General features: G+C 64.8%; 19 protein-coding genes. 12 read left to right on the plus strand and 7 right to left on the minus strand.

The window, feature by feature from the left end; all coding sequences use genetic code 11:
- Positions 1 to 2: 2 nt before the first annotated feature.
- Complete coding sequence (locus OU426_RS16665; protein WP_267635242.1) at positions 3 to 1,034, minus strand: cysteine synthase A; 1,032 nt, start codon at positions 1,032 to 1,034, stop codon at positions 3 to 5.
- Positions 1,035 to 1,301: 267 nt separating this feature from the next.
- Here OU426_RS16665 and OU426_RS16670 point away from each other — a divergent pair, with 267 nt between their 5' ends.
- The 6 genes from OU426_RS16670 (at position 1,302) to OU426_RS16695 (ending at position 7,632) form a co-directional block, all read left to right on the plus strand.
- Positions 1,302 to 1,970: a hypothetical protein gene (locus OU426_RS16670; RefSeq protein WP_267635243.1), complete on the plus strand. Its 669-nt coding sequence runs from the start codon at positions 1,302 to 1,304 to the stop codon at positions 1,968 to 1,970.
- Between the two features lie 358 nt (positions 1,971 to 2,328).
- Positions 2,329 to 3,366 (plus strand): UDP-glucuronic acid decarboxylase family protein, encoded by a 1,038-nt coding sequence (locus OU426_RS16675; protein WP_267635244.1) that lies wholly within the window; start codon positions 2,329 to 2,331, stop codon positions 3,364 to 3,366.
- Positions 3,366 to 4,367 carry a UDP-glucose 4-epimerase GalE gene (galE, locus tag OU426_RS16680; RefSeq protein ID WP_267635246.1) on the plus strand — a complete coding sequence of 334 codons (1,002 nt, stop codon included), beginning with the start codon at positions 3,366 to 3,368 and terminating at the stop codon, positions 4,365 to 4,367. The genes OU426_RS16675 and galE overlap by 1 nt, the downstream gene beginning before the upstream one ends.
- A gap of 1 nt (position 4,368) precedes the next feature.
- On the plus strand, positions 4,369 to 6,156 hold the full coding sequence (locus OU426_RS16685) for a glycosyltransferase family 2 protein (RefSeq protein ID WP_267635247.1): 1,788 nt from the start codon (positions 4,369 to 4,371) through the stop codon (positions 6,154 to 6,156).
- 29 nt (positions 6,157 to 6,185) lie between these two features.
- Positions 6,186 to 7,073 (plus strand): glycoside hydrolase family 26 protein, encoded by an 888-nt coding sequence (locus OU426_RS16690; RefSeq protein WP_420712612.1) that lies wholly within the window; start codon positions 6,186 to 6,188, stop codon positions 7,071 to 7,073.
- Between the two features lie 250 nt (positions 7,074 to 7,323).
- Positions 7,324 to 7,632: a hypothetical protein gene (locus tag OU426_RS16695; RefSeq protein ID WP_267635248.1), complete on the plus strand. Its 309-nt coding sequence runs from the start codon at positions 7,324 to 7,326 to the stop codon at positions 7,630 to 7,632.
- Between the two features lie 3 nt (positions 7,633 to 7,635).
- On the opposite strand, the gene OU426_RS16700 is transcribed toward OU426_RS16695, so the two are convergent.
- The 4 genes from OU426_RS16700 to proS all read right to left on the minus strand — a co-directional run bounded on the left by OU426_RS16700 (position 7,636) and on the right by proS (position 11,515).
- Positions 7,636 to 8,055 (minus strand): c-type cytochrome, encoded by a 420-nt coding sequence (locus tag OU426_RS16700; protein ID WP_267635250.1) that lies wholly within the window; start codon positions 8,053 to 8,055, stop codon positions 7,636 to 7,638.
- Positions 8,056 to 8,132: 77 nt separating this feature from the next.
- Entirely contained in the window at positions 8,133 to 8,807 is a 675-nt protein-coding gene (locus tag OU426_RS16705) for an ABC transporter ATP-binding protein (RefSeq protein WP_267635251.1), read from the minus strand.
- Positions 8,800 to 10,086 carry a lipoprotein-releasing ABC transporter permease subunit gene (locus OU426_RS16710; protein ID WP_267635253.1) on the minus strand — a complete coding sequence of 429 codons (1,287 nt, stop codon included), beginning with the start codon at positions 10,084 to 10,086 and terminating at the stop codon, positions 8,800 to 8,802. The genes OU426_RS16705 and OU426_RS16710 overlap by 8 nt, the downstream gene beginning before the upstream one ends.
- Before the next feature lie 91 nt (positions 10,087 to 10,177).
- The gene (gene proS, locus OU426_RS16715) at positions 10,178 to 11,515 is read right to left on the minus strand and encodes a proline--tRNA ligase (protein ID WP_267635255.1); all 1,338 of its coding nucleotides are present in this window, start codon (positions 11,513 to 11,515) and stop codon (positions 10,178 to 10,180) included.
- 161 nt (positions 11,516 to 11,676) lie between these two features.
- Here proS and OU426_RS16720 point away from each other — a divergent pair, with 161 nt between their 5' ends.
- The 5 genes from OU426_RS16720 to OU426_RS16740 all read left to right on the plus strand — a co-directional run bounded on the left by OU426_RS16720 (position 11,677) and on the right by OU426_RS16740 (position 19,102).
- Complete coding sequence (locus OU426_RS16720; protein ID WP_267635257.1) at positions 11,677 to 12,756, plus strand: AI-2E family transporter; 1,080 nt, start codon at positions 11,677 to 11,679, stop codon at positions 12,754 to 12,756.
- A gap of 9 nt (positions 12,757 to 12,765) precedes the next feature.
- Entirely contained in the window at positions 12,766 to 13,437 is a 672-nt protein-coding gene (locus OU426_RS16725) for a P-loop NTPase family protein (protein ID WP_267635258.1), read from the plus strand.
- Positions 13,438 to 13,491: 54 nt separating this feature from the next.
- Positions 13,492 to 15,654, plus strand: a complete 2,163-nt coding sequence (locus OU426_RS16730; RefSeq protein WP_267635259.1) for an RNA degradosome polyphosphate kinase — start codon at positions 13,492 to 13,494, stop codon at positions 15,652 to 15,654.
- A 405-nt stretch (positions 15,655 to 16,059) separates the two neighbouring features.
- Positions 16,060 to 17,625 (plus strand): Ppx/GppA family phosphatase, encoded by a 1,566-nt coding sequence (locus OU426_RS16735; RefSeq protein WP_267635261.1) that lies wholly within the window; start codon positions 16,060 to 16,062, stop codon positions 17,623 to 17,625.
- Between the two features lie 64 nt (positions 17,626 to 17,689).
- Positions 17,690 to 19,102: a protein adenylyltransferase SelO gene (locus OU426_RS16740; RefSeq protein WP_267635262.1), complete on the plus strand. Its 1,413-nt coding sequence runs from the start codon at positions 17,690 to 17,692 to the stop codon at positions 19,100 to 19,102.
- Between the two features lie 4 nt (positions 19,103 to 19,106).
- Here OU426_RS16740 and OU426_RS16745 read toward each other — a convergent pair whose 3' ends face one another.
- Positions 19,107 to 19,763 carry a DUF2238 domain-containing protein gene (locus OU426_RS16745; protein WP_267635264.1) on the minus strand — a complete coding sequence of 219 codons (657 nt, stop codon included), beginning with the start codon at positions 19,761 to 19,763 and terminating at the stop codon, positions 19,107 to 19,109.
- Between the two features lie 65 nt (positions 19,764 to 19,828).
- Here OU426_RS16745 and OU426_RS16750 point away from each other — a divergent pair, with 65 nt between their 5' ends.
- Complete coding sequence (locus OU426_RS16750) at positions 19,829 to 20,530, plus strand: endonuclease/exonuclease/phosphatase family protein (RefSeq protein WP_267635265.1); 702 nt, start codon at positions 19,829 to 19,831, stop codon at positions 20,528 to 20,530.
- On the opposite strand, the gene OU426_RS16755 is transcribed toward OU426_RS16750, so the two are convergent.
- Positions 20,508 to 21,014 carry a DUF1176 domain-containing protein gene (locus OU426_RS16755; RefSeq protein ID WP_267635266.1) on the minus strand — a complete coding sequence of 169 codons (507 nt, stop codon included), beginning with the start codon at positions 21,012 to 21,014 and terminating at the stop codon, positions 20,508 to 20,510. The two genes, OU426_RS16750 and OU426_RS16755, sit on opposite strands and share 23 nt — an antisense overlap.
- Between the last annotated feature and the right edge of the window lie 79 nt (positions 21,015 to 21,093).

Here is a 21,093-nt window from a genome sequence, read left to right on the forward strand (position 1 = left end):
TCTCAGCCCTCGAAGACCGAAGGCAGGTCCTGCGGCGCGCGGTCAAGCCAGCCAGGCACCGGCAGGCCCTTGGCGCGCAGGAAATCCGGGTTGAAGAGCTTGGATTGATAGCGGTTGCCGTAGTCGCAAAGGACGGTGACGATCGTGTGCCCTGGCCCCATCACCCGGGCCATACGGATCGCGCCCGCGACATTGATGCCGGACGAGCCGCCAAGGCACAGCCCCTCTTCGGCGAGAAGGTCAAAGACGATGGGCAGCGCTTCGGCATCGGGGATGCGGAAGGACATGTCCGGCGTGATCCCTTCGAGGTTCGCGGTGATCCGCCCCTGACCGATGCCTTCTGTAATCGAGGAGCCTTCGGACTTCAGGACGCCGGTCGTGTAATAGCTGTGCAACGCCGCGCCTTCGGGATCGGCGAGCGCGACCTTCACGCCTTTCGGCTGCAGCGCCATCGCAAGGCCTGCAAGCGTGCCGCCCGAACCCACGGCGCAGACGACGCCGTCGACCTTGCCGCCGGTCTGTTCCCAGATTTCCGGGCCCGTCGTCTCGATATGCGCCTGACGGTTCGCCACGTTGTCGAACTGGTTGGCCCAGATCGCGCCATTGGGTTCGCTTTGCGCCAGTCGCTGCGCGAGGCGGCCGGAATAGCGCACATAATTGTTCGGGTTCGAATAAGGCGCCGCCGGAACCTGCACGAGTTCCGCCCCCGCAAGACGCAGCATGTCCTTCTTTTCCTGACTCTGCGTCTCGGGGATGACAATGACCGTCTTGAACCCCATCGAGGAGCCAACGAGCGCCAGCCCGATCCCGGTATTGCCCGCCGTCCCCTCGACGATCGTGCCGCCGGGGCGGAGCTGCCCCTTGGCTACCGCATCGCGGATGATAAAGAGCGCCGCCCGGTCCTTGACCGACTGGCCCGGATTGAGAAACTCGGCCTTGCCATAGATCTCGCAGCCGGTGATCTCGCTGGCCTTCTTCAGCCGGATCAGGGGCGTCTTGCCCACCGCATCAGCCAGATCTTTGAACGCGTGCATCTCGGGGCCTCCATTCGTCCGTCCATACCTAGGCCGCTCCGCGGGATTGCTCAAGCCCTCGGGCAGCGGCACCGCCCGTTCTCCGGGCGCTGTGGACCGCTCTGCAGTCAGAATCAGACAGCCGACCGAATCCGCCCATGCGAAACAATAGGTTGCTGATGGCCGGAATTCGGCGGTCTCAACCGGCAATTGCGGCAAAATAATGTCGAAAACTTGCCAACACCTGCCGATCAACCTAGAAGTGCGCCAAACCAGAACGAACAGGGTATGACCATGTCTTTCCGCCTCGTCGCAGGCCTTATTCTCGCCCTCGCGCCGCTGTCGGCCCAAGCGCTGACGGTGCAGACTGTCGCAACCGACGACACGGCATGGAACATGGTGAACACCAGCCAGACCGTCACCTTGCCGAACGGCGCGACATGGACATCGGCGCCCCTGCAGATGCCGAACAGCTGGTTTCCGCAGGTCGATCCCTGCATCTCTTTCTGCTCGCCGTTCGATCCCGGCATCTATGGCACCAACCAGACGATCGGCGCCACGCCGCTGCCCGGATGGCAGCAATTGCCCTTCTGGGCGACCTGGCAGACGGCGGACCGCTCGAACGTGAATATCCTGTCCTTCAGCGGCATCCAGAAGGGCCTGAGCCTGCTCTGGGGCTCGTTCGACGTTGGAAATCTTATCGAATTCGTCCTGAACGGTGTTGTCGTCGGCTCGGTCGCGGGCGATCAGCTTGGGCTGCAGGTCGGCAATCCCGGCCAAGGCGCGGCGCTCGTAAGCCTCAGCGGCATCCAGTTCAATGAACTGCGCTTCTCCTCGACACTCGGCGGTTTCGAATATGCCAATATCGAAGCCTCGCCGGTGCCGTTGCCCATGCCCTTGGCCGGCCTCGGCGCTGCGCTCATGATGCTTGGGCTCGCCCGCCGCCGCCGGGCGTGAGCGGCACAGATCCCGCAAGCCCCTCCGGATCTTCACTTGGAACGCCTGCCGCCCGCGGCGGGCGTTCGGCGTTCTGGGCATAGACGCGGCATTTGCGATTGCCGCGCGGCCAAAGCCAGAATTGGGTCTAAATTGTGTCAGGTAACGCACCATTTATGTCTGAATCATGGCGCGAAGTTGACTTCCCCCTTCCCCGGCGTACAGTCACCTCATTGAGGTAGTTCCTGGTCGAGCGGTGACGAGTTCCATTTTTCGATATCGCGCCGCGTGGCCAGTCCGGGCACCACATCCCGGGGGTCATCAGGACCGGGCTGCATTTTGAACAGATTATAGCTTGCTGCTTTTTTGGGGTGGGAAGATGCCGGACGACTTTCTGAACCTGGGTGCAGGATCGCCCTTTGGTCTCTTCGGGCGCGGGCGCCCGGCGCACAAGACCGTTCTGGTCGCGGGCGGCGCGGGCTTTGTCGGGTCGCATCTGATCGACCGGCTACTTTCGAACGGCCACCGTGTCATCTGCCTCGACAATCTCTCGACCGGCAGGCTTGCAAATGTGGCAGCGCATGCCGCTAACGAACGGTTTACCCTGATTAGGCAGGATGTCTGCGATCCCATCCAGATAGCGGGGGCTGTGGATGAGATCTTTAACCTCGCCTGCCCGGCATCGCCGCCGAAATATCAAAAAGACCCCGTGCACACATTCCGGACATCCGTCATCGGCGCCATGAACCTTCTGGAGCTTGCCCGCGCCAAGGGCGCGCGCATCTTCCAGGCCTCGACGTCAGAAGTATACGGCGACCCCGAAGTTGCCCTGCAAAGCGAAGGCTATCGCGGCAACGTCAATACCTTTGGCCCGCGCGCCTGCTATGACGAGGGCAAACGCGCTGCCGAGACGCTCTTCCACGATTACCACCACCAGCACGGGGTCGAGATCCGGATCGCCCGGATATTCAACACCTACGGGCCACGTATGTGCCCCGACGACGGGCGGGTCGTGTCGAACTTCGTGGTTCAGGCGCTGACCGGGCGCGACATGACGATCCATGGCGACGGCAGCCAGACCCGGTCCTTCTGCTACGTTGACGATCTGGTCGAAGGCATATTGCGGTTGATGGCCTCTGAGGTCGCTGAACCGGTGAACCTCGGCAATCCCGGCGAGTTCACCATGGCGGAGCTGGCTCAGATCGTGCGGGAGAAGACCGGCACCACCTCGCGCCTTGTCCAGAAGCCGCTGCCGACTGACGATCCCCGCCAGCGCCGCCCCGATATTTCGCGGGCGCAGAAGGCGCTCGGCTGGGCGCCGCTCGTCGCGCTTTCCGACGGGCTCGACCGGACCATCGCCCACTTCGCGGCCGAACTTGGCCGCCCCCTCCCCTCCAGAACGGAGAAGGTTGCCTGATGCGTGTGAGTAATTCCCGGGTATTGGTGACAGGTGGCGCAGGGTTCATCGGCGCGCATGCCTGCAAGGCACTGGCCGAGGCGGGCGCGCTGCCCGTGGCCTATGACAATCTCTCGACCGGACATCAGGACGCGGTCCACTGGGGCCCGCTCGTGCGCGGCGATGTGCGCGACCGCGGTGCGCTCAGCTCCGCGCTGAAGCAGTTCCGGATCGACACGATCCTGCATTTCGCCGCTTCGGCCTATGTCGGCGAAAGCGTCGCGGACCCCGCGCTTTATTATGACAATAATGTCAGCGGCATGGTGGCGCTTCTTGATGCGGCCCGCGATGCCGGGGTCAGCCAGATCGTCTTTTCGTCAAGCTGCGCGACCTATGGCGTGCCCGAGCTTCTGCCGATCTCGGAATATACGCCGCAGGCGCCGATCAATCCCTATGGCCGGACGAAGCTCATCTGCGAACAGATGCTGAAGGATTACGGCGCCGCCTATGGCATCCGCCATGTGGCGCTGCGCTATTTCAACGCTGCGGGGGCGGACCCGTCGGGCGTGATCGGCGAACGGCATGAGCCGGAGACGCACCTTCTGCCTTTGGCACTGCGTGCGGCGGCTGGGGGGCAGCCGCTCAATATCTTCGGCGCCGATTACGACACGCCCGACGGGACCTGCATCCGTGACTATGTCCATGTCTCCGACCTCGCGCGCGGCCATCTTCTGGCGCTGGCCTATCTGCACGCGGGCGGCAAGAGCACGGCCCTGAACCTCGGGTCAGGGCGCGGCCATTCGGTGCTGGAAATCTGCGCCGCGGTCGAGCGGGTGACGGGCCGCGCGGTGCCCCTGCAGTTCGGGCCGCGCCGGGCGGGCGATCCGCCGGTGCTGACCGCCGATCCCGCACTCGCGGCGCGCGTCCTTGGCTTCCGGACGCGGCTTTCCGACATCGACACGATCGTCAGCCACGCCGCCCCCTGGTTCGGCCTCTCGAACCATCGGGTGAAGGTCGCCTGAGATGGGCGGGCGCACGCGCTTTCTGAAGCCGATCCTGACCGGGCGTCAGGCGGTGAAATATCGGCGCGGCGCTTTCCTGTGGCTGGTTGCCGCAGCCTTCTTCTGGTCCTGGTGGCTTCAGCCCGGCCATGTCCTCGGCTGGCCACGCTTCCTGATCGCCAGCGCCTGCCTCTTCTGGCTCTTCTTCCTGCAGGCCTATTTCGTCGTGGTGTTCCTCCACGCCCGCCGCACCGCCGCGCCCACGCCGGAACCGGGCGACTGGCGGGTGGCGATGATCGTTACCAAGACCCCGGGCGAGCCCCTGAGCCTTCTGAAGCGCACGCTGAACGCGATGCTTGCGCAGGACTATCCGCACGATACCTGGCTCGCCGACGAGGACCCCGCGCCCGAGACCATCGCCTGGTGCGCGGAAAACGGCGTGCGCATTTCGACCCGCAAGGGGGTCGATGCCTATCACCAGCCGGTCTGGCCGCGCCGGACCCGCTGCAAGGAAGGCAATCTTGCCTATTTCTACGATCATTACGGTTACGAGGGTTACGACATCGTCGCCCAGCTTGACGCCGATCACGTGCCCCAGCCCGGCTATCTGCGGGAAATGCTGCGTCCCTTCGCCGACCCGAAGGTCGGCTATGTCAGTGCCCCCTCGATCTGCAATGCCAACAGCGCCGACAGCTGGGCCGCGCGCACACGGCTCGATACCGAGGCCGCCTTCCACGGCGCCCTGCAATGCGGCTATACTGGCCTTTTCACCTCGATCTGCATCGGCTCGCATTATGCGGTGCGGACCGCCGCGCTGAAGGCGGTGGGCGGCCTTGGTCCAGAACTGGCCGAGGATCATTCCACCTCGATGGTTCTGGCCGCAGGCGGCTGGCAGGGAGTGCATGCGATCGACGCCATCGCTTACGGTGACGGGCCTGCGAACGTCGCCGACCTCGCCACCCAGGAATTTCAGTGGTCCCGCAGCCTTGTCACGCTGCTTCTGTCGCACACCGGCCGCTATCTGCCGACGTTGCCCGCGCGGCTGAAGTTCAGCTTCCTCTTCGGCCAGTCGTGGTACGTGTTCTTCGCCTTCTTCATGCTCTACATGTACCTGTCGCCGATCTATGCACTGACCTTCGACGCGCGCTTCGCCAATGTCACTTACTGGGCCTTCGTCCTGCATGCGGCGCCGACGGCCATCGTGCTCACCTGGTTTGCCCTGCAGATCAAGCGCGACGGGCTCTTCCGCCCCTACAACGGCCGGATCTTCGGCTGGGAGAAGATGCTCTTCATCTTCCTGCAATGGCCCTGGGTCTTCTGGGGTGTGCTGATGGCGGCGCGCGACCGGATGACCGGAAAGTTCGTCGATTTCCGGGTGACGCCGAAGGGCGAGGCGGCAACCAGGCGCCTGCCGACCAAGGTCGTCGCGATCTATACGGCGCTCGCCACCGGCGCGCTCCTGCCTCTGCTGTTCGTCAGTGCCCAGGATGCGCAGGGCTTCTACCTCTTGTCGGCGCTGAACGGCCTCATCTACACGATCTGCGTCGCGGTGATCGTGCTGGAGCATCTGCGCGCCAACGGGCATGAATTCGTCCTCAAACCACGGACATTCGTGCTGCAGGCGGCCTCGGTCGCATCACTTGTTGCCCTTATGGCAACAGCAACCGTTGTGCGCGGCAAGGAAAGCCTTTATGCGCTCACCATGGGAATGGAACCGTTCCAGCTGGTGCGCGCCCAATATCTCGTCTCCGGCGCCGGTATCTCCAACGACCGGCTTGTCGTCTACGAGTTCGACCTGGCCTGGAACTGAACGGACATGCGGTTCCCGAGGGGGAAGTGATGCGGATAACCGGTTACATGACGCCTATGGTCCTGAGCCTCGCGATGAGCCTCTCGCCGTTTGCGGCACTGTCGGCACCGCCTGGCACCGTGCCCTTCGGGGCCTATGACCCCGGCGGCGATTTCACCGACGATGCGGAACTGGTGGTAGAACATCTCTTCCTGCCGTGGGAAGACGTCTACCTGCCCTCGCTCAACGATGCCGACGCCTATGCACTGGAACGCAACCGCGCGCTTCTGATCACGCTCGAACCCTGGACCTGGTCGCGCAGCGAGAGGAACACCCCGCAATATCTGCGCAGCGGCATCTTCGCCGGTCAGTACGACCAGAACATGCGCGACATCTGCTCGGTCATGGCGGACCTGCAAAGCCCCGTCACCCTGCGCTGGGGCCACGAGATGGACGATTATTCCGGCCAGTTCATCTGGGCCGGCTGGAAGCCCGAGGAATATATCGCCGCCTACCGCCGCATGATCACCATCTGCCGCGAGGCAGCGCCGAACATTCAGGTCATGTGGTCGCCGCTCGGCGACGAGGGGATGGAGCGCTATTATCCCGGCGACGATTATGTCGATATCGTCGGCGTCTCGGTCTTCGGGCTGCAGGCCTGGGATCAGGCGAAATACGGCGGCGACCGCAGCTACCGCGACATCATGGAGCCGCGCTACCGCCGTGCTGCCACCTTCGGCAAGCCGGTCGTCGTGGCCGAGCTCGGCTATTCCGGCAGCGAGGATTATGTCAACGCCTGGGAGAACGAGGTGCGTGTCGCCCGGCCCGACCTGCCGAACCTCGTGGGCGTGATCTATTTCGACCAGCGCGAAGTCTATCCCTGGCCCGAGAATTTCGGCCTGCCTGACTGGCGGATCCAGAACCGCATCATCCGTTGATATTCGCGTTAAAAGCCCTGCGTGGCTTAGCCTGTGTTCGCTGCGGGGAAATACGGCGAAATTGTGTCAGGTTATTGATACAATTGGCAAATTAACCAACATATCCTTTCGCGCGGCCATATTGGCGGCGCATTGATCGGCTACCGCTTGAACAAGCTGCCCCGGCATGTGCCGGACGGGTCACGCGCGCGACGCTGCTGTCGCCCCGGCCCTCCGCCCTGTCGGCCCTGTTCGAGAGGTAATGTTGCCCGTGTCCCTTCGCCCCCTCCGGCCCGCTCTGCGCGTTGGCCTCGCCGCCTTGGTCGCCCTGTCGCTCGGCCTGCCCGCCGTCGCCCAGTCGGGCACTGCCACCGCCCCGCGCGGCATTGCGGTCGTGCAGCTTTCGAATGGCGCGACTTTCAATTGGCTCGCCAAGAAGAAGGCACCGCGAGTGACGGACACGGTGCTTCTCTCAAGCGAGGGCGCCACCAAAGTGCGCAAGCAGCGCTTCTTCGGCAAAGGCTCCTACATCTGCTCGCCCGCCGGTTTCGGCAAGAAATCCCGCTGCTTCGCGCGCTGATCCCTATTCCTGCAACTCCCTGAGATAATCGGCGAGCGCGAGAAGCGCCTCTGGCACAGGCGTCTCGATCCCGTCGCCGGTATCGACAAGAACCGTCGGACTGTCCTGAAACACCTGCCCCATTTCCGGCATGGCGGAATGCCGGTCGTTGCGGCGCGTATAGCCGTCGATCTGCGACAGAACCTGCGCGAGCGGAAAAGGTCCGCCGTTGCGGGCGGCAATTCCGGTCAGGTCGGCCGGTGGCGTCTTCCAATCGCCAGCCAGCACGCCATCGCCCTTGCCGCCCGGCCCGTGGCACGCCGCACAATAACCCTCGTAAAGCGCCTTGCCCCGGTTCGGCGCGGGCACGGTCGTCGCGCAGGCAGCGAGCAAGAGCGCCAATGCAGCACCAGCCGAAAGTCCAATGATCGCATTCACTCGCATGTCTGCCTCCTCTGTTGCAGTCAGAATGGCATGGTCGCCCGAGCACCCGCCTTGATCCGGATCAGACGGCGCGCCCCTCAGCCGCTGATCCGGCCCGCCTCCAGCCGCACGGTCCGGTCCATGCGCGCGGCTAGCTCGGGATTGTGGGTGGCGATCAGCGCTGACAGACCGGTGGCCCGCACAATCTCCATCAGCACATCGAACACCTGATCGGCGGTGGCCGGGTCGAGATTGCCGGTCGGTTCGTCGGCCAGCAGAAGCTTCGGCCCGTTCGCAAGCGCCCGGCAAAAGGCCACGCGCTGCTGTTCGCCCCCCGACAGTTCCGCCGGGCGGTGGCGGGCGCGGGCCTGAAGCCCGACACGCGCCAAAAGATCGGCCGCCCGCGCCTCGGCCACGCCCCGCGCCACCCCGTCTGCCAGCTGCGGCAGGATGATATTCTCGGCCGCCGTGAATTCCGGCAGCAGATGGTGGAACTGATAGACAAAGCCGATCTCGCGCCGCCGCACCGCCGTCCGGACCCGGTCGCCCTGCCCAGCCATCGCCTGCCCGCCAACCCGGACCTCGCCCGCGTCGGGGCTATCGAGCAATCCCGCGATATGCAGAAGCGTCGATTTGCCCGCGCCCGAGGGCGCCACCAAAGCCACGACCTCGCCCCGCGCGACCGTCAGGTCCAACCCGTCGAGAACCGTGATCTGGGACGGCCTGCCCGGGTTGTAGCGCTTCACGATCCCCCTGAGGTCCAGCTCATTCATAGCGCAGCGCCTCGACCGGGTTGAGCCGCGCCGCCCGGCGCGCGGGGAAATAGGTGACGATGAACGACAGGATCAGCGACAGGCCGACCGCGCGAACGAGGTCCCAGGCCTGAAGCTTCGCGGGCAGCCGGTAGATGCCGCGGATCGACGGGTCCCAGGCATTGCCGCCCGACAGCCAGTTCACGCCGGACATGATGCTTTCCATGTTCAGCGCCAAAAGGCATCCGAGGGCCACACCCGCCAATGTGCCGATGACGCCGATGAAGGCGCCGCACAGGAAGAAGACCCTCAGGATCGAACCTTCCGTCAGGCCCATCGTCCTCAGGATGCCGATATCGCGGCCCTTGTTTTTCACCAGCATCACAAGGCCCGAGGTGATGTTCATCGCCGCGATCAGGACGATCAGCGCGAGGATCACGAACATCACATTATCCTCGATGGTCAGCGCCTCGAGGAAGGCGTCCGAGGCATCCTTCCAGGTCCAGAGATGAACATCCTGCCCGACCACATCGGCAACGGGCTTCATCAGCCCGTCGACCGCTTCGGGATCGGCGACCATCACCTCGATCTCGCTGACCCCGCCCTCGCGGTTGAAGAAGCTCTGCGCCTCGGCCAGCGGCATGTAGATGCGGGTCTTGTCGATGTCGTAGCGACCGACGCTGAAGATATAGGTGACCTCATAGGCATTCACCCGCGGGCTGGTGCCGAAGGCGGTGCGCGCGCCATTGGGCTGGATAAGCTTGACCCGGTCGCCCGGCACGATGCCCAGATCACGGGCGATGCCCGATCCGACCGCGATTCCCTTCTCGAAATCGCTGATCTCGCCCAGGCTTTGGTCCGATTGCGCCACGCCCGGGATCGCGTTCAGATCCTCGGCGGAAATCCCGTAAACCTCGGCGACATTGGCACTGTCATTGTGGCTGACCATCGCCTGACCGCGCACCACGGGCGCCGCCCGCACCACACCCGGCACCGCCGCAATCCGCGCCGCCGCCGCCTCATAATCGCGGAAAGCGTTGGTCTGCACGCCATCCTCGTCCTCATAGAACGGCTTGTACACCGTCACATGGGCATTGGCGCCAAGGATCGTGCCCACGAACTCGGCCCGGAACCCGGCCCGGACCGCAAGCGTCGCGACCAAAGCCATCACGCCCAGTGCGATGCCCACGAGGCTGATCCAGGTCATCACCGATATTCCGCCCTCGGCACGGCGGGCGCGCAGATAGCGCCAGGCGATCAGAAACTCGAAACGCGAAAAAGGTCTGGTCGAACCGGCCATCCGGCCCTCCGGTCAAAGGATGGCCAATCCTCATTCATCTTGGCCAAAATACCTCGGGGGTGCGGGGGCAGAGCCCCCGCCCGTCCCGGTCTCAGCGCCCTGCGTAGATCTGCGCCACGCGGTCGACGGCAGCCTCGGGCGACATCTCCTCGCTTTCGCCCGTGCGGCGCGAGGTCAGTTCCACGACGCCGTTGGCCAGCCCGCGCGGACCCACCGTGATCCGCCAGGGTAAACCGATCAGGTCCATGGTCGCGAATTTCGCCCCGGCCCGCTCGTCACGGTCGTCGTAAAGCGCTTCCAGACCCTTGGCTTTCAGCGCCTTGTAGAGCCCCTCGCATGCCGCATCCGCTGCGCTGTCGCCCTGTTTCAGGTTCACGATGCCCACCGGGAAAGGCGTAACCCCTTCCGGCCAGATGATGCCCTTGTCGTCGTGGCTCGCCTCGATGATAGCGCCCAGAAGCCGCGAAACGCCGATGCCGTGCGATCCCATGTGGACCGGCACCCGCTCGCCCTTGTCATTGACGACGACGGCGCCCATCGGTTCGGAATATTTGGTCGAGAAGTAGAAGATCTGGCCGACCTCGATGCCGCGCCCGACCTTGCGGTGGGCTTCCGGAATCTGATCGAAGACCGCCTGATCGTGCGTCTCGTCGGTTCGGGCGTAAAGCGTAGTGAATTCCTTGCAGACCTCGGCCACCTGGCTGCGGTCGTCATAGTCGATGTCGCGCGCGCCGAGCTTCAGGCTGGTCACCCGGTCGTCGTAGAAAACCTCGGATTCCCCGGTGTTCGCCAGCACCAGGAATTCATGGGTATTGTCGCCGCCGATCGGACCGGACGCCGCGCGCATCGGGATCGCGGTCAGGCCCATACGCTCGTAGGTGCGCAGATAGCTGACCATATGGCGGTTGTAGGCATGCAGCGCGGCGTCCTTGTCGATGTCGAAGTTGTAGCCGTCCTTCATCAGGAACTCGCGGCCGCGCATCACGCCGAACCGGGGGCGCAGCTCGTCACGGAACTTCCACTGGATGTGGTAGAGCGTCAGCGGCAGGTCCTTGTAAGACGAGACATGCGACCGGAAGATGTCGGTGATCATCTCCTCGTTCGTCGGACCATACAGCATGTCACGCTCATGCCGGTCCTTGATGCGCAGCATTTCCTGGCCGTAATCGTCATAGCGACCGCTCTCGCGCCAGAGGTCGGCGGGCTGAAGCGTGGGCATCAGCAGCGGGATATGCCCGGCGCGGACCTGTTCCTGATGGACGATCTCCTCGATCCGGCGCAAGACCCGGAAACCGAGCGGCAGCCAGGAATAGATGCCCGCCGCCTGCTGGCGGATCATCCCCGCGCGCAGCATGTAGCGATGGCTGACGATCTGGGCGTCGGCGGGATTTTCTTTCAGGACGGGCAAGAAGTAACGGGACAGGCGCATGTGACAGGCTCTCTTTGGTCCCGCAAGGGATTATGCGAAAGGCAGGCGGCAGGCAAGCGGCGCTTCCCTGATGCGGCGGCCCGCGCTGAATTCCACCACGCCTCCCTTGTGAAAGCTGCATCCTAGGGCTTAGATCAGCGACGAGGCTACCGGAGAGACACATGGCCCTGCCCGTCCGCCAACAGGCGACCTACTGGGGGATCGCGACCCTCCTGTTCTTCGCCGTCCTCTGGGGGCTCGGCAATGTAATCCTGCCCTTCATCGTCGGCGGCGCGATCGCCTATTTCCTCGACCCGGTCGCCGACCGGCTGGAACGCGCCGGGCTTTCACGCAGCATGGCGACAGCCACAATCTCGATCATCGCGCTTCTGATCTTCACGCTTCTGGCGCTGCTTATCATCCCGACCCTTATCCGCCAGCTCGTGGATCTGGTGAACGCGGCCCCCGAGATCTTCGGCAAGCTGCAGGCTTATCTCACGGCCCGTTTCCCCCATATCATGGACCAGGATTCGGTCGTCCGAGACACGCTCATTTCGCTCGGCAAGACCATCCAGTCGCGCGGCGGAGAACTTGCCTCGGGCCTTCTCTCCTCGGCCGTCTCGGTCATCAACGCGCTCGTCTTCATCGTCGTGGTGCCGGTCGTGGCCTTCTATCTGCTTCTGGACTGGGACCATATGGTCGCCCGGATCGACGAGGCGCTGCCGCTCGATCACCGTGAAACGGTCCGTGGCATCGCGCGCGATATCGACAAGGTGCTGGCGGGTTTCGTGCGCGGTCAGGTCTCGGTCTGTCTGACGCTCGGCACCTATTACGCCGTGGCGCTGATGGCGGCGGGGCTGCAGTTCGGGCTGATCGTCGGTGCGATTTCCGGTCTCATCACCTTCATCCCCTATGTAGGGGCGCTCCTGGGCGGCGGGCTTGCCATCGGGCTCGCGCTCTTCCAGTTCTGGGGAGATTGGATGCAGATCGGCCTCATCGCCGCGATCTTCGCCGTGGGCCAGTTTCTCGAAGGCAATATCCTGACTCCGCGTTTCGTGGGCAAGTCGGTCGGGCTGCATCCTGTCTGGCTGCTGTTTGCGCTTTCGGCCTTCGGCACGCTCTTCGGCTTCGTCGGTATGTTGGTCGCAGTGCCCGTTGCCGCCGCCATCGGTGTTCTTGCCCGCTTCGGCGTCGGCCGATACAGAGACAGCCTCCTCTACCGTGGCCTTGCCGGGCAAGAGCCGCCCACCGACGAAAGCTGACCCTTCCCGATGCCCCGCCAACTTACCTTCGATCTGCCGGTGCGCACCGCACTGGGGCGCGACGATTTCTTCGTCTCGCCCGCCAATGCGCTGGCCGTGGCGATGATCGATGCACCGGAAAGCTGGCCGCTCGGAAAACTCCTGCTCGTCGGCCCGGAGGGATCGGGCAAGAGCCACCTCGCCACCGTCTGGGCCGGGCAGGCCGGGGCGGCGACGCTTGGCGCCGTTGAGGTGGAAGGCAACGACCCCGACGCCTTGGCGAAGGGCGCTCTTGTCATCGAGGACGCCGAGCGGATCGCGGGCCGTGCTGTGGCGGAAGAAACGCTTTTCCATCTGCACAATATGATGCTCGCACGCGGCCACCACCTCCTTCTGACCGCGCGCAAAGAGCCGCGCAACTGGGGTCTGGCGCTCCCTGATCTCAAGAGTCGACTTGAGGGCACGGCGCTCGTCCGCCTTGAACCGCCGGATGACGCGCTTCTCTCGGCGGTTATCCTGAAACTCTTCGCCGACCGGCAGGTTCAGGTGCCCCCGACACTCGTGCCCTATCTCGTCACCCGCATCGACCGGTCCTTCGCCGCCGCCCGCGAACTGGTGGCAGAGCTAGACGCGCGCGCCCTTGCACTTGGCCGACCCGTCAGCCGTGCGCTGGCGGCCGAGCTGCTGGACAGTCCGCGCTAGGACGCGCAAACATGGCGTCATCCAACTGTTACACGCCGTTTCGATAAGGGCGCCATGACTCAAGCCGATTTCCTCAAAGCCCCGTTTCCCGCCGCGAAAGAGCTGCCCGCCGAGCAGATCGCCGGGCCCCGCCGCTTCTTCAACCGCGAACTGTCCTGGCTCGCTTTCAACTGGCGTGTCCTCGACGAAAGCCGCAATCCGCGCGTGCCGCTCTTGGAACGGGTCCGCTTCCTGTCGATCTCGGCCACAAACCTTGACGAATTCTACACCGTCCGCGTCGCGGGCCTGCGCCAGCTCGCCCGCGCGGGCAATGTTCTTCCATCGGATGACGGGCTCGCACCAGCCGAGCAGCTGAAGGAGATCGACGCGGATGCCCGCCGCCTCATGGCCGTGCAGCAGCAAGTCTGGAACAAGCTGAAGCGCGAGCTGGAGGCAGAGCGCATCACACTCCTGACCCGCTCGAAGCTCACCCGCCGCGACGAGGCTTTCCTTGAGGACTATTTCCTCAACCAGGTCTTTCCGGTCCTGTCGCCTTTGGCGATCGACCCTGCCCACCCGTTCCCGTTCATCCCCAACACCGGCTTCTGCCTCGCGATGGAACTGGAGCGCGCCACCGACGGGCGTCGGATGCAGGCGCTTCTGCCGATCCCTCAGCAGATCCGCCGGTTCGTGGCCCTTCCCGGCGAGGCGCGTTTCCTGCCGATGGAAGAGCTTCTGCTCCTCCATCTCGGCTCGCTTTTCCCCGGCTATCGCGATACCGGCCATTGCACGTTCCGCGTCCTGCGCGACAGCGACCTTGAGGTCGAGGAAGAGGCGGAGGACCTTGTGCGCGAGTTCGAGACTGCGCTGAAACGCCGCCGCCGCGGCCAGGTCATCCGCATGAAGATTACCGCGGGTGCGCCGGAAGGCCTGCGCGCGCTGATCATGGAGGAGCTTGGCGTCCTGCCCGACGAGGTGGTCGAGGTCAAAGGCATGGTCGGCATGGCCGACGTGAAGGAACTGATCCTCGACAGCCGCCGCGACCTTCTCTGGCCGCCCTTCACGCCACGCGTGCCCGAGCGGGTACAGGACCACGAAGGCGACATGTTCGCGGCGATCCGGAAGAAGGACATGCTGCTGCACCACCCCTACGAGACCTTCGACATGGTGATCCGCTTCCTCGATCAGGCGGCGCATGACCCGAACGTTCTTGCGATCAAGCAGACGCTGTACCGCACCTCGCAGGACAGCCCGATCGTCGCGGCGCTGTGTGAGGCGGCCGAGGCGGGAAAGTCGGTGACCGCGCTCGTCGAATTGAAGGCCCGCTTCGACGAGGCCGCGAACATCCGCCAGTCGCGCAGGCTGGAACGCGCGGGGGCCCACGTCGTTTACGGTTTCACCAACTACAAGACCCATGCAAAAATTTCGACCGTCGTCCGCCGGGAGGGCGACCAGCTGGTGACCTATACACACTACGGCACCGGCAACTACCATCCGATCACCGCGCGTATCTACACGGACCTCTCCTTCTTCACCTGCAATGCAGCCCTCGGGCGCGATGCGACCAAGGTTTTCAACTATCTCTCGGGCTATGTGCAGCCCGAGGGTCTGGAAAATCTGGCGATCTCGCCCACAACGCTGAAGCCGCGCCTCCTGGAACTGATCGCGGCCGAGGCCGATCATGCCCGCGCCGGACGGCCCGCCGCAATCTGGGCCAAAATGAATTCGGTGATCGAGGCCGATGTGATCGATGCGCTCTATGCGGCCAGCCAAGCGGGTGTGAAGATCAACCTCGTGGTGCGCGGCATTTGCGGGCTCCGCCCCGGCATAAGGGGATTGTCGGAGAATATCCGCGTGAAGTCGATCGTCGGACGCTTTCTCGAGCACAGCCGCATCGTCTGCTTCGGCAATGGCCACGGCCTGCCGTCAAAGAAGGCGCGGGTCTTCATCTCCTCGGCCGACTGGATGGGCCGTAACCTGACGCGCCGGGTCGAGACTCTGATCGAAATCCAGAACGACACGGTGAAGGCCCAGATCGTCAACCAGATCATGGCAGCCAACCTCGCCGACGAGGCGCAGAGCTGGGTCCTGGGACCCGATGGCCGTTATCTGCGCGAGCTGCCCGAGGATCGCGAGCTGTTCAACTGCCACAGGTTCTTCATGGAAAATCCCTCGCTTTCGGGCCGCGGCTCGGCCGGGGCGAAGGACGTACCAAGGCTCGCGCATGCCACGGACTAAGAGTTTCGTCCCGCCTGCGGCGGGCCGACCCGCCGGGGAGGCTCTGCCTCCCCGGACCCCTCCGGAGTATTTCGGGACAGAACGTGAAGGAATTCACGCTTTGTTAATCACCCTTCTGCACAGTCCGCTTGCGGTACACGCTGGAGAGCCGATGGCCGTGACAGGACGTGACAGCCCGTTCCCGGACCGGAGCGGGCTGTTTCACGTTCTGTCACCAAATACTCCTGCCGGAGGCTCCCGAGGCACCCGCGCCCCGGCGCGGGTGCCGAGAGATGTCTTGGCGCCGCATCGCGGCGCCGCAATCGGATCACTTGTCGGCGCCTGCCGCGACCTCGGGTCTTTGCCACCCAGCCCAGAGCCGCTAGTCTGACCTCGAGAATCTGTGATGGCCCACCGGAGACGCCCATGAAACGAAAGTCCGAATCTCCGGCGGAAGACAGTCTGCATTTCGATCACCCGCTCTTCGACGACCCCTCGGCCCGCGCGCTTGAACGGGTCGGCGTGGTCGATGTCGGCTCGAACTCGGTTCGTCTGGTCGTTTTCGACGGCGCCGCGCGCAGCCCCGCCTATTTCTACAACGAAAAGATCATGGCGGGTCTCGGCAAGGGGCTGGCGGAGACGCGTGCCCTTCATCCCGAGGGCCGCGCCCGGGCGCTGGCTGCCTTGAAGCGTTTCGCGGCCCTGGCTCGCGGCATGGACCTGCCTCCCCTCACCTGCGTCGCCACCGCCGCCGTGCGCGAGGCGACCGATGGGCCTGCCTTCGCCCGCGAGGTCGAGGATACCACCGGTCTCAGGCTCAATGTCATCGACGGGACCGAGGAGGCCCGGCTGTCGGCACAGGGCGTCCTTCTGGGTTGGCCCGAGGCGCAGGGCCTCGTCTGCGACATCGGCGGCAATTCCATGGAACTGGCCGAACTGAAGGACGGCGAGGTCGGCCGCCGCGTCACCTCGCCGCTTGGACCTTTCCGGCTGCAGGAGGTGAAGGGCGGCAAGACTGCCCTGCAGAAACATATCCGCGCCATCGTCGCGGGCCTTGCGGCAGAGATGGGCACCCATCACGAGCGCATCTATCTGGTCGGCGGCTCTTGGCGGGCGATCGCCCGGCTTGACATGGAGCGGCGCGGCTATCCGATGACGGTTCTGCACGAATACCGGATGGAGCCGCAAATGGTGATCGACACCGTCGATTGGATCGGCAAGTCCGACTTGGCGCAGCTTCGTCAGAAGACCGGCACATCACAGGCGCGGATGGACCTTGTGCCGCTTGCCTCGCTCGTGCTGAAGGAACTGGTCGAGACCTTCGGCCCGAAGGAGATTGACGTTTCTTCCTACGGCATCCGCGAGGGGCTTCTTTACGAGCAGATGCCACAGAAGCTTCGTCGCCGCGATCCGCTGATCGAGGCCTGCCGCTATGCCGAGCAGACGATGGCGCGGATGCCGGGCTTTGGCAAGAAGCTCTACAATTTCCTCCTGCCGCTCTACGAAGGCGCCGCACCGGCCCGACTGAGGATGGTGAAGGCCGCCTGCCTTCTGCATGACACGACCTGGCGCGCCCATCCTGACTACCGGGCCGAGGTCTGTTTCGACAATGCGACCCGCGCCAATCTCGGTGGCCTGTCGCATCAGGAACGGGTCTTCCTCGGCCTGGCCCTTCTGCACCGATACAAGAATTCGCGCGCGGGATCGCGGCTGGAGCCGCTCTTCGCCCTCCTTTCGGCTGAAGAAATCCAGCAGGCAGAAATACTCGGCAAGGCCATGCGGTTCGGCGCGATGCTCTCCGCGCAGAGCCCCGAGAAGACCGGCCTGCTTGCCCATGACGCCGGAGCCCGGCGACTGGCCTTCCGCCTGAAACCCGGGCAGGAGGCGCTGTTTGGCGAGGTGGCGGCGGCGCGCTTCCAGTCACTGGCCGAGGCGCTCGGGGCCGAAGCGCGGGTCGAGCGCGAGGGGGCCGAGGCCCTGACAGAGGCGTGAGCCGGGCTTGACCCGCCGCAGCCGCATGCCCAGATTGGTGCCTTCCTCGCCCAAGGGGCCCGCAATGACCATTCCCTTCGACAATTCCTATGCCCGCCTGCCGGGCCGGTTCCATGTACGGCAGGAGCCGCAAAAGGTCGCGGCACCTGCGCTTGTCGCGCTGAACGACGGGCTTGCCCGGCGGCTGGGGCTGGACCGGGTCGTACTTGCGGACATGGCCGACATTTTCGCGGGCAATCGCACGCCCGAGGGTGCCGAGCCGCTCGCGCAGGCCTATGCGGGTCATCAGTTCGGCGGCTGGGTGCCGCAACTTGGCGACGGGCGGGCGCTGTTGCTGGGCGAGGTCGTGGCACCAGATGGCGCGCGCTTCGATATCGCGCTCAAAGGGTCGGGCCCCACGGCCTTTTCGCGGCGCGGCGACGGACGCGCCTGGCTGGGCCCTGTCCTCAGGGAATATGTGGTCAGCGAGGCGATGCAGGCGCTTGGCGTGCCGACGACCCGCAGCCTTGCCGCCGTCACGACCGGCGAAACGGTCTGGCGCGAGACGGCGCTGCCGGGCGCGGTCCTGACCCGCGTGGCCGCGAGCCATATCCGTGTCGGCACGTTCCAGTATTTCGCCGCGCGCGAGGATCACGAGGCGCTGCGCCTGCTGACAGATCATGTGATTGCCCGGCACTTTCCGGACGCGACGGGGCCGAAGGCTCTTCTGTCGGCGGTGATGGATCGGCAGGCGAAACTCATCGCGCGCTGGATGTCCTATGGCTTCATCCATGGGGTGATGAACACCGACAATATGGCGATCTCGGGCGAGACGATCGACTATGGCCCCTGCGCCTTCATGGATGCCTATCACCCGGCCAAGGTCTTTTCCTCGATCGACAGCCAGGGCCGCTATGCCTACCACAACCAGCCCAACATCGCGCTGTGGAACCTTGCGCAGTTCGCCTCCTGCCTTTTGCCGCTGATGGGCGAGGAACAGGTGGCAATTGCCGCGCTGACCGAGATTCTGAACGGTTTCCCAGCGCTCTACGAGGCAGAATGGCTGCGGCTCTTCCGCGCCAAGATCGGCATTTCGGGCGCTGATGAAGGCGATGGATTGCTGATCGAGGAGCTGCTCGCCATCATGACCGCCGGTCAGGCGGATTTCACCCGCACCTTCCGCGGCCTCGCGACCGGCCTCGCGGCGGCGGAGTTCAGCGATCCCGAGCCGTTCCGCGCCTGGGCACGGCGCTGGCAGGAGCGGATCGCTGGCGAACCCGCGCCAGAGGCACTGATGCTGACGTCCAACCCCGCCTACATCGCCCGCAATCACCGGGTGGAGGAGATGATCCAGGCCGCGGTCGCGGGCGACCATGCGCCCCTCCAACGGCTGAACGCGGTGCTGTCGCGCCCGTTCGACGACCAGCCGGGGGCGGAGGCCTATGCGCTGGCGCCCGTGCCGGAGGAAGAAGTGCGCCGCACCTTCTGCGGCACCTGACAGGTCAGGGTTTGCGACGAAAGGCCTTGCGGAAGAGGCGCCGGTTGTCGCGGATGAACTCCCTCAGCGCCTCGGTCAGCCCGCCGAGGCTGCGGCCCTTGAGATAGAGAAAACCCGCGAAAGCCCCGAGGCTGGCGCCGAACGTGTCGAGGATCAGGTCCCACATCGTGTCGACGAGGCCCGATTTCTGCATGTTGAGGCCGAAAAGCTGATCCATGGCGAATTCGAAGATTTCCCACAGAACGCCGATGGTCACCGCCAGGCAGAAGCCGGTGAAAGCCACCGCCCAGGCGGGCGCGGCATAGCGGTCGCCCTCGAACAGCATGAAGACGAAGAGAAAACCCACAAGCCCGAAGCCCACGGCAGAGCCACCATGCAGTGCGATATCCCACCACCAGAGCCGGTTGTAGAAATCCAGCGCCTCGCCGAGGAAAATCGTCGCGAAGACGAAAAGCGCGATGGCGCCCACGAAACGCAGCGGCAGGCGGATACCGAAACGCCGCCCGGCAAGCTCCGGCAGGAGCGTCAGCACATAGGCGGCGAGCGATACGAAAGCGAGCGACCAGCGCCCGGTGAGGAGCGCGGAACAGAAGGCGAGGATCAGCACCGCGCGGACGATCTGCGCCAGATAGGACTGGGAGCGGAACCATTTGCCGATCATGATTGACACTTAGGCAACTGCCGCGCCCTCTTCAACCGTTCGCGGATCGGCCCTATGTCTTTGCCATGACACTCCGGCTCCTCTCCTACAATGTCCATAAATGCGTCGGCCTCGACCGCCGCCGCCGCCCGGACCGGATTGCGGAGGTGCTGGCGCGGGCTGGTGCCGATATCGCGGTGCTGCAGGAGGTTGATCATCGGCTGGGCGCACGGCCTGCCGCCCTGCCCCGCGAACTGGTCGAGAGGGCAACGGGCATGCATACCCTGCCCTTCGCCCTCTCGCCGGTCAGCCTTGGCTGGCACGGGCAGGCTATGATGGTCGCGCCCGAGATCACGCCGACATACATCCGCCGCATCGCCCTGCCGGGGCTTGAGCCGCGCGGCGCGATCCTCGCCGAGCTTGACACGCCGAAAGGTGCGCTCAGGGTGATCGGCGTGCATCTGGGGCTGATCGGCCGCTACCGCAGGCTGCAGCTTGCGGCGATCGGCGCCTTCCTCACGCACCGGCCCGAGATGCCCACCGCCGTGATCGGCGATTATAACGAATGGTCGCAGCGCGGCGGCGCCGACGGGCTTGGGCCCGGTTTCCATCTGCACGCGCCGGGACCGAGCTTCCCCGCCGCGCGGCCTCTCGCCCGCCTCGACCGGATCGCCGCCGGACAGGGGCTGCATCTGGTCGATACCGGGACGGTCGACCGGGGCGCCGCACGCAGCGCGTCCGATCACCTGCCGATCTGGGCGCAGGTCAGCCTTGCTGCAACGCGGTGATGCAATCGATGAAGACCTTGATCGAAGCGCTTGATCCGGCAAGCGAATAGCTTTCTACCGCTTCGCCCTTGTCATTGCCGAGATAGAGGCCGTTGCCCCGCATCACTTCGGAAATGAACGTCATGCCATCATCGCCGTCCGGCAGGGTGAAGAACACGCTCTGCTTGAGCATCGAGGCATTGTTGAGCGTCCAGGTCGGCAGGCTGTCGATCTGGACGACAAGGTTTGCCGTACCGCCCTCGCCCAGATCCCAGCCGGAATCGTAGAACTGGATCTCGACAGACGCCTTGGCATCCGCCCACATGGAAAAGGATTTGTCGCCGGTGCTGACCTGCGCCATGCAGGAAAAGCTGCCATCGTCCCAGCCCACGACCTGCACCTGCCAGTCCTTGTGGGTGAAGAGCGTCTCAGCGTTCGATTCGGCCGACGCTGCCGAACCGGACATGAGGGCCGCCAGCGCGACGGCCCGGGCAAGATTGGCCATTCTCTTTCCCTCCTGAGCAATCAGCAGGGATTTTCCAGCGAAGCGCCTGAGATGCAAGTCTTTATTGGCCCGGCCCGGG

Origin of the sequence: Frigidibacter sp. RF13, assembly GCF_026626305.1 — a bacterium.
GTDB lineage: Bacteria > Pseudomonadota > Alphaproteobacteria > Rhodobacterales > Rhodobacteraceae > TMP-24.